Source organism: Psychroserpens sp. (genome assembly GCF_045105015.1).
In the GTDB taxonomy this organism is placed as follows: Bacteria; Bacteroidota; Bacteroidia; order Flavobacteriales; family Flavobacteriaceae; genus Psychroserpens.
Genome location: NZ_JBGCCX010000029.1, coordinates 1 through 8,772 on the forward strand (window position 1 = coordinate 1; position 8,772 = coordinate 8,772).

Annotated in this window: 9 protein-coding genes; 7 read left to right on the forward strand and 2 right to left on the reverse strand. The window is 32.1% G+C overall.

Features of this window, described 5'->3' with window-relative positions:
- From AB8B90_RS02205 to AB8B90_RS02230, 6 genes are all read left to right on the forward strand, one after another.
- Window positions 1-948 (forward strand): rhodanese-like domain-containing protein (locus AB8B90_RS02205; protein ID WP_405333204.1); only part of this gene is annotated, 948 nt, incomplete at its 5' end.
- 140 nt (window positions 949-1,088) lie between these two features.
- Window positions 1,089-1,427: a rhodanese-like domain-containing protein gene (locus AB8B90_RS02210; protein WP_405333206.1), complete on the forward strand. Its 339-nt coding sequence runs from the start codon at window positions 1,089-1,091 to the stop codon at window positions 1,425-1,427.
- Between the two features lie 3 nt (window positions 1,428-1,430).
- Entirely contained in the window at window positions 1,431-2,486 is a 1,056-nt protein-coding gene (locus AB8B90_RS02215; RefSeq protein WP_405333208.1) for a DUF3365 domain-containing protein, read from the forward strand.
- A gap of 12 nt (window positions 2,487-2,498) precedes the next feature.
- On the forward strand, window positions 2,499-2,795 hold the full coding sequence (gene trxA / locus AB8B90_RS02220) for a thioredoxin (RefSeq protein WP_405333209.1): 297 nt from the start codon (window positions 2,499-2,501) through the stop codon (window positions 2,793-2,795).
- Window positions 2,795-3,385: an SAM-dependent methyltransferase gene (locus AB8B90_RS02225; RefSeq protein ID WP_405333211.1), complete on the forward strand. Its 591-nt coding sequence runs from the start codon at window positions 2,795-2,797 to the stop codon at window positions 3,383-3,385. The genes trxA and AB8B90_RS02225 overlap by 1 nt, the downstream gene beginning before the upstream one ends.
- A 145-nt stretch (window positions 3,386-3,530) precedes the next feature.
- Window positions 3,531-3,680, forward strand: coding sequence for a hypothetical protein (locus AB8B90_RS02230; protein WP_405333213.1), 150 nt, complete (start codon window positions 3,531-3,533; stop codon window positions 3,678-3,680).
- Between the two features lie 74 nt (window positions 3,681-3,754).
- Here the strand turns inward: AB8B90_RS02230 and AB8B90_RS02235 are convergent, their stop codons facing one another.
- Window positions 3,755-5,854, reverse strand: a complete 2,100-nt coding sequence (locus AB8B90_RS02235; RefSeq protein ID WP_405333214.1) for a TonB-dependent receptor domain-containing protein — start codon at window positions 5,852-5,854, stop codon at window positions 3,755-3,757.
- 66 nt (window positions 5,855-5,920) lie between these two features.
- The gene (locus tag AB8B90_RS02240) at window positions 5,921-6,298 is read right to left on the reverse strand and encodes a hypothetical protein (protein ID WP_405333216.1); all 378 of its coding nucleotides are present in this window, start codon (window positions 6,296-6,298) and stop codon (window positions 5,921-5,923) included.
- Window positions 6,299-6,482: 184 nt separating this feature from the next.
- Here AB8B90_RS02240 and AB8B90_RS02245 point away from each other — a divergent pair.
- Window positions 6,483-8,772: PQQ-dependent sugar dehydrogenase (locus AB8B90_RS02245; RefSeq protein WP_405333218.1), on the forward strand; the 2,290-nt coding region annotated here is incomplete at its 3' end.

An 8,772-nucleotide genomic window follows, 5' to 3' on the forward strand; every position in this document is an offset into this window, starting at 1 on the left:
AAACTTGCAGGTTTACTTTTCGACTCGCTTCGAAATAAAATCATGCCGCTTAATGATGATTTAATTCTTTATCCAAATCATGGTGCAGGTTCTGCATGTGGAAAAAATATGAGTAAAGAAACCACAGATACCTTAGGCAACCAGAAAAAAGTGAATTATGCACTTAGAGCAGATATGACCAAAGAAGAGTTTAAAGAGGAATTATTAGATGGTTTATCAGAGCCACCAGGATATTTTCCTCAAAATGTATTACTTAATATTAAAGGGTATGATAGCTTCGATAAAATCATGTCTAAAGCACAAAACCCATTATCTCCAAAGGCCTTTGAATTTGCTGCAAATGAAACTGAAGCTTTAGTAATAGATGTTCGTCATCAGTCAGATTTTATAAATGGACATATTCCACGCTCTATTTTTATAGGTATTGATGGTGCATTTGCACCTTGGGTTGGTGCATTAATTGTTGATGTTAATCAGCCAATTTTATTAGTATCACCCGAAGATAGATTAGAAGAAGTTGTTACAAGATTATCAAGAGTAGGCTTTGATAATGTTGTAGGATATTTAGAAGGTGGATTTGAGGCTTGGAAAACTGCTGAAATGACATATGATACAGTGACTTCAATATCGGCTGAAGAATTTGAAATGACATATCCAGAAAATAAATCATTTGTATATGATGTAAGACGTGAGGGTGAGTATCTTTCAGAACATATTGAAGGAGTACATCACACACCTCTAGACTATTTGAACAATCATTTAAGTGAATTTCCAGATGATAACACATTTTATATTCATTGTGCTGGAGGTTATCGCTCTGTAATTGCAGCTTCAATTTTAAAAAGCAGAGGCATCCATAATTTAATAGATATTAAAGGTGGTTATGCCGCTATAAAAAATACAAAAATATCGAGAACAGATTTTGTCTGTCCTTCAACTATGAAATAATATACATGAGTTTTGGTTGGTGAAAAGCACATCTGAATTTTTAGTAGGATGTGCTTTTTCTGTAACATAGGTTACCAATTCCAATTCAAAAATCAATTACTTTTAATATGATTTAAACTAAATAATAAATTATACATAATATGTCTTTTTTATCTGCAATTTTCGGCAAGAAATCTCATCAAAATGAATATATAAAGCTCCTATCTTCTAACGAATTTAAAATTCAAGTTGAAGGTAAGAATGTCCAATTAATAGATATGAGAACTCCAAAAGAATTTAAATCGGGTCATATTAAAGGTGCTAAAAATATTGACTTTTTTTCTGGAAGGTTTAATGTAGAATTTAATAAACTAAATAAACTTAAACCAGTTTATATCTACTGCAGAAGTGGTAGTCGTAGCCGTCAAACAGCTAAGAAATTGTCTAATATGGAGTTTAAAGAAATCTATGATTTGAAAGGTGGCATTTTAAATTATTAAACTATGAAACATTTACTACTCATACTCGTATTTGCATTATCATTACTGATGTTTAGTTGTAACAATACTAAACAAGACAGTACTTATGCCTCTATTCAACAAATTGAATCTGACAGTATACATCCAGGAAAGAAATTAATGGAAACCAATTGCTATGTTTGTCATAGTCCAACTGCTAGTCATGATGACAGAATTGGGCCTCCAATGATCGCTGTTAAAAAACATTACCTCATTGATGGAATGTCAAAAGCAGAATTTACGAATAAGATTCAAAATTGGATCAATAATCCTTCAGAAGAAAATGCCAAAATGCATGGAGCAGTAAGACGTTTTGGGATTATGCCTAAGCAAATCTTTCCAGAAGAAACCATAAGGTTAATATCCGATTATATGTTTGATAATGACATTGAACAACCTGAGTGGTTTGAAGCGCATTTTAATTCTGAAAAAGGAAAGCATAACGGTAAAGGCAAAGGTAAAGGTAAAGGCAAAAGTAAAGGTAAAGGTAAAGGCAAAGGTAAAGGTAAAGGTAAAGTAATGCATAAAAGCCAAACAAATTCTAATGAAATTGACACAACATATAGTGAAAGAGGATTAAATTATGCTCTAAGTACTAAAGCTGTATTGGGTAAAAATTTAATCGGGATCATTCAAAAAAAAGGAACAATTGCTGCATTAGAGTTTTGCAATATTAAAGCACAACCTCTAACAGATAGTTTGTCTCAAGTTCATAACGCTAAAATTAAGCGCGTATCAGATAAATCAAGAAATCTAGTGAACATTGCTAATTCAATAGAATTGAATCAAATAGAAATTTTTAAAACTCAATTAAAAAGCAATGTTGAAATTGAACCAATCGTTTCTGAAATAAATGATAAAGTTCATGTATATTATCCTATTATTACTAATGAGATGTGTTTGCAATGTCATGGAAAAGTAAATCAAACTATGACTAAAGAGACATTTGAAAAAATAGCACAATTGTACCCTGAAGATAAAGCAATAGGGTATAATATAAATGAAATAAGAGGGCTTTGGAGTATTACATTCGAGAAATAAATTAAGTCAGGTATGAGCAAATTTTCAGAAATAATAAATCAAAATAAACCAGTTCTTGTTGATTTCTTTGCAGAATGGTGTGGCCCTTGTAAGATGATGAGTCCAATTTTAAAAGAAGTTAAAAGTGGTTTAGGTGATAAAGTGTCTATTATTAAAATTGATGTGGATAAAAATCAATCTTTGGCAGCGAAATATCAAGTTCGAGGTGTTCCAACCTTCTTATTGTTTAAGGATGGAAAGCAAATTTGGAGACAATCAGGAATAATACAAAAGGAAGAATTATTAACTATTGTTTCAAATAATTATTAATGAATTTAAACGAAGAATTTTGGGATAATCGTTACAAAAACAATGATACTGGTTGGGATCTCGGACAAATATCACCTCCTTTAAAAGCTTATATAGATCAACTTGATGATACATCTTTAAAAATTTTAATTCCTGGAGGCGGAAATTCATATGAAGCTGAATATCTTTTCAATTCAGGATTTAAAAATACGTTTGTAGTTGATGTCTCTAAAACAGCACTTCAAAATATTAAATCACGAGTTCCAAATTTTCCTTCAAAGCAATTATTGCATAAAAACGTTTTTGATTTGCAAATGAATTTCGATTTAATACTTGAGCAGACATTTTTCTGTGCAATAGAACCTCAATTAAGAAATGATTATGTGATTAAAATGCATAACTTACTATCAAATGATGGTAAGTTAGTGGGTCTTTTATTTAATGTAGACTTGTATACAGATCGTCCTCCATTTGGTGGATCTAGTTCTGAATATATTGATCGTTTTAATAACCATTTTGAAGTTAGGCTTATGGAAAAAGCATACAATTCTCATGAGTCTAGAATTGACAAAGAGCTATTTGTTATTTTAGAAAAGAAATCTAACTTATAATAATAACAATAGAAGTTTAAACTTAAACAACACAATTGTTTTAAAAAAGGATCTTAAGTAATATGATTATTTTTTCTTTACTGACATAAATCATATTAAATTAAAACCACTTGGATTAATTTTATAACCACAAAAAAATCATATTATGATTACACACAACATCGCATTATATAATTGGAATAACGGAGTAATAATGATCGCCGTTTTTGGTTTAGTTTGCTTATTTCTTATAGGTTTTTTGATAAAATTCATGACCACTAGTGATAGAGATAAGGAAGAACCAAAAGAAAGGTAATCTTTGTTTTCTATGGTTATTAAAAAAGGAGTGTATTCAAAATACACTCCTTTTTTAATTCAAGTAATTCTATGTTAGAATTTATATTGTAGAAAAACAGAAAAATTACGACCAGGTTCTGTGATTGGTTTTCTTTCGAAATTTTCTTGGTTCGTGAACGAAAAGTTTAAGTGATTGTTATAAGCTTCATCAAAAGCATTGATAAGTGCAAAACCAAGTGTTATATTTTTAATCGGTTTGAAACCTAAACGAATATCTAAAGTTTGATAACCATCGGTTTCTGTTTCACCAAAACTTCTTGCAATGTTTGATTGTTTTGAAGTGAGGTTATATTGAATGTTAGCCCAATAGCTTTCTTTCTCAACTCCAACAGAAAGCCTTGTTGTCAAGGGTGGAGTAAGTGGAAGAGATTCTGCTAAATCCTTATTTTTGGCATAGACATAGGATAGTCCTGTTTTAAAATAATAGTTATTTAAAAATTGAAGTTCGAACATCGCTTCAAAACCAGTTTTATAAGATTCATCTAAGTTTTGAAACACCTTTACGTTCCTTGGCTGAGCCATTGGATTAAACTTTCGGTTAATGGTTGGATCAATAATACCAACGATGTAGTTTTCAAAAAATGAATAATAAAATGAGGTTTCATATTTAAATTTATTAAAACCATTTTTTAAAGGTTCGCTCCCTTTAAATCCAATTTCAAATTGATTATTGACTTCAGCTTTTAAATTTGGATTACCTATATATTCAAAGGGATCTTGTCCAACGTTAAAGTGATTAATAAAACGCTCAATCATATTGGCAGAACGTACACCACGACCATAAGCTACTTCAATCATAAATCTGTTTGATACTGCTTTTTTTATCGATATTGTTCCGCTTACATTATGCTCTGTTCGTTTCTTAAGATCATACATTGTAGCAAAGTCATCTTCTGGATCTTGTATATCTGAAACGACATTGTCATATCGTATTCCTAAAGTAAATATCGTGTTAGAACTTAAATTGTACTTTGCTTCAGTTAATACACCTAAATCTGTTATGTATGAATCTTGCCATACTTTATCGTTAAATTCCATCGGCATTGGTAAAACATTGCCATTCATAATTTTAACTAAACGAGTTCTTGCTCCATCTCTAGCAATATGTAATGCGTCTAAACCAGAATATATATTTAGTTTTTCTAATGGTTTCCAGTTTAATTCTAATTTCCCACCAATTGTAGTGGCATCAACAGCAGAAGATGCTTCCATCATCATAAATGAAGGTCTGTTAGTATTTGTCATTAAATGGTCAACATAGCTATAGTAGGCTTTTGCTGTAAATGATTTTGCAATTTTACCAATGTTATCTAACTTATAATCTAATGAAATGATACTACTGTTATCATATTCGGTATCCATAGGTAATGCTGCATGTAATACATCGCGACCAAAAGATTGTCTCCAATGCCCTTGTATACGTTGATTTTCAGATAAATTGTAGCCTATTTTAATACCGTAATCTGTACTTCTAAAAGATGATGGGATTTCAATACCGTCGCCATCTTCGTAATTTCCGAAATCTCTAAAACCAGCATTTGCGACAATATCAAATTTTTCTTTGATATATTGTAATTGCGCTAAGTTTACTAATGAATTTCCATTACTTTCAAATCCAGCAGAAACTTTTCCATGAATGCCATAATCTTCATAATCTGGTTTTTGGGTTACCATATTTATGATGCCTCCAAAAGTTGCACCATATCGAACCGTATAAGGACCTTTAATTATTTCAATTTTAGCTATTTCCTCAGGTATAATATGGGTTGTTATTGGATCCATTCTATTTGGACAAGCATGCATTGCTTTTGTTCCTCCATCATATTGTATATTAAGTTGTTCATATTGAGCAGCTCTAAACGAGGGATCAATAGCATAGTTTCCCCTTTTAATTACAGAGAAACCATTAATTGAGTTAAATAAGTCAGCAACATTTTTTGGCTGCACAATCTTTTCAGCATAATTATTTGACACAGATGTTAATACTGGATCAGTTTTTTTATTTCCAGTAATAATAACTTCATCAAGTTTGGTAACAGGTATAATGGTATCTTTTTTGGTTTCAGTAGTTTCTTGACCAAATGATACAGTCGAGAGTAGCATGCATAAGAGCATACCATATAATATTTTCATGGATAGTAATATTTAATTTAACTTATGTGTTTTAGCTAGCTTTCGCTAGCAAATTCAATAGATAAATTAAACCCTAGGCGGATGAAAACAATCATTAATATTTGAAAAGGAGTATAGATTTTGGAAAAATGTAGGGCTGAGTTTGTTTGAGTTTAAATCACTATGAAATACAAATTCAGATATAGAGCCATGATACAAGGTAAGTTCCTTAAAATCAATAATATTTTCTGGAGTGTTTTGATCTTCTGATAAGGACTTCGATACTTTTGCTAAATGACATTTACCATTACAGGCGAGTTCTGGCTTGTCTTTGTTTTCACAAAGTGCTTCTATAAAACCAATAGGATCTAATGTATAATACGTATAGCTTATAGTTACTTTCGTACTGTTAAGAATTATAAGTAAAGCTAATAGTATTGAAAAAATATAAGGGCCTATTTTCATATGTGCAAAGATAGTAGTCTTTGCTTTTTTTTAAAGTGACATATGTCATATTATTTCATACATATTTTACCAATTATCGGTTTTATAATCCATTGATGTCGATTGTTTTTTTGTTTAATGTTTTAATCTTACATTTATTTTGATTTCTAGCAACATTTGTTTTTTCCAACTAAAAAACTTAATTATGTTTTGCTTTAATCAAATCATCAAAATAAAGGCAATATGTTCTATTGTTCTTTTTCTTTTATCAATTTCTAATGTTTTTGCGCAATTACCTACAGGTTACAATGCAACCCAAGTTCAAAGTGGTTACAACACTATTATGGGTGTGGTTTTTAATAATGACGGAACTAAAATGTTCGTTTGGGAAAAACGCGGACACGTATATGTGTCTAATTGGAATGGAAGCGAATATGTAAGACAAGTTACACCTGTACTTGATATATCAGATGAAGTAGGTGATTGGAGAGATTTTGGATTTGCTAGCTTTTGCCTTGATCCCAATTTTGATTTAAATGGTTTAGTGTATATGTACTATATGGTAGATCGTGAGCATTTAATGAATTATGGAACACCTGCTTATGACCCTAATGACAATGACTATTATGAAGCAACAATAAGTCGGGTAACACGATATCAGCTTAATATTGGCAGTAACCCTCTAACTGCAAATTATACTAGTAGAAGCGTGCTATTAGGAGAATCTGTTTCTACAGGAGTGCCATTAACACATGAATCTCATGCTGGTGGAACAGTTATATTTGCTGATGATGGAACCTTATTAGTTTCTACTGGAGATAATGCAAGTTATACATCTGTAGATACAGGTAGTGCTAATGAAACCTACTGGCAACAAGCTATTAATGATGGAGTCATGCGTCCTGAAGAAAATGTAGGTGCTTTTAGAAGTCAGATGACAACATCGCTCTGTGGAAAAGTTTTACGTTTAGATCCAGTAACTGGAGATGGGATTTCATCTAACCCATATTATGATATAGCAAATCCACGTGCACCAGAATCTAGAGTTTGGGCAATTGGTTTACGTCATCCTTTTAGAATGTCAATTCAAAAGGGTAGTGGAAGCACCAATCCTGCTGATGGTAACCCTGGAATAATTCAAGTTGCAGATGTTGGATGGGGAACATGGGAAGATTTACACATTTTTGATAAAGCAGGTTTAAATGGAGGTTGGCCTTTATATGAAGGGCTAACGAAGCATAATGGATATTATAATAGTGGAACTACAAATCCAGATGAAGGTAATGTGCCATTTGTAAATAACTGTCCGCAACCAACATCCTTCATAGATAATATTAATCCTGCACAAAGGCGTTTTGTTCATGACAGACCAGAAGTAGCTTGGAGACATGGTGGTTCAAATGAAGCTCGAGTGCCATGGTTTAACGGAACAATTCCTACAGACCCAAGGGTTGGCACGTCTGGTTCACCAACAACAGGAATTCAATTTAGAGGAAATACGGCAATTGCAGGAATTTATATTCAAGGAGATGCTTTAGGAAGTAGTATGAATGGTAAATATCTGTTCACAGATTATGTTAGAAATTGGATCAATATTGCGACACTTACTGATGGAAACTTAAATTGGATTAGCGATATTTCTGAACTAGCACCCTTAAATTTTGGAGATGGAATAGTTCATATGATGCAAAACCCTTTAGATGGTTTTGTGTATTACGTCAACATTTATAATGGAACTTTATTTAAAATTTCTTTCGAAGGTCCAACATGGACGAATGAACCTACAAATATAACCATCCAATGTGATGCGATATCAAATCCTAATGATGAATTTAATAGTTGGTTGACTAGTTTTTCTGGTACTGTTTTATGTGGAAACGCTTCACTTTCAAATGATAATTCAGGATTGAATTTTTCATGTGGTACTTCAGTATCTGAAACAGTTATATTCTCTTTGTCTGATGATTGTGGAAATGTAATTACTAAATCGGCAACATTTACTATTGAAGACAACAACAATCCAACGTTCAATGAAGCTTTACCAGCAACTACAACCGTGTCTTGTGATGCAATTCCAACAGCAGAGACATTAACAGCAAGTGATACTTGTGGAACAGCTACAGTAGATTTTAATGAAGTAACTACTCCAGGCGCATGTTCAGGAGATTATACGATTACCAGAACTTGGACAGCCACTGATGCGTGTGATAATGAAACAATTCATGAACAAATCATCACGGTAGAAGATACTAATAATCCAATCTTCAATGAGACTTTACCAGTAAGTACAACCGTGTCTTGTGGTGCAATTCCAGTAGCAGAGACATTAACAGCAAGTGATTCTTGCGGAATAGCTACAGTAGATTTTAGTGAAGCAACAACTCCAGGTGCTTGTTCAGGAGATTATTCAATTACCAGAACATGGACAGCCACTGATGCGTGTGATAATGAAACAATTCATGTGCAAATCATCACAGTAGAAGATACTAATAATC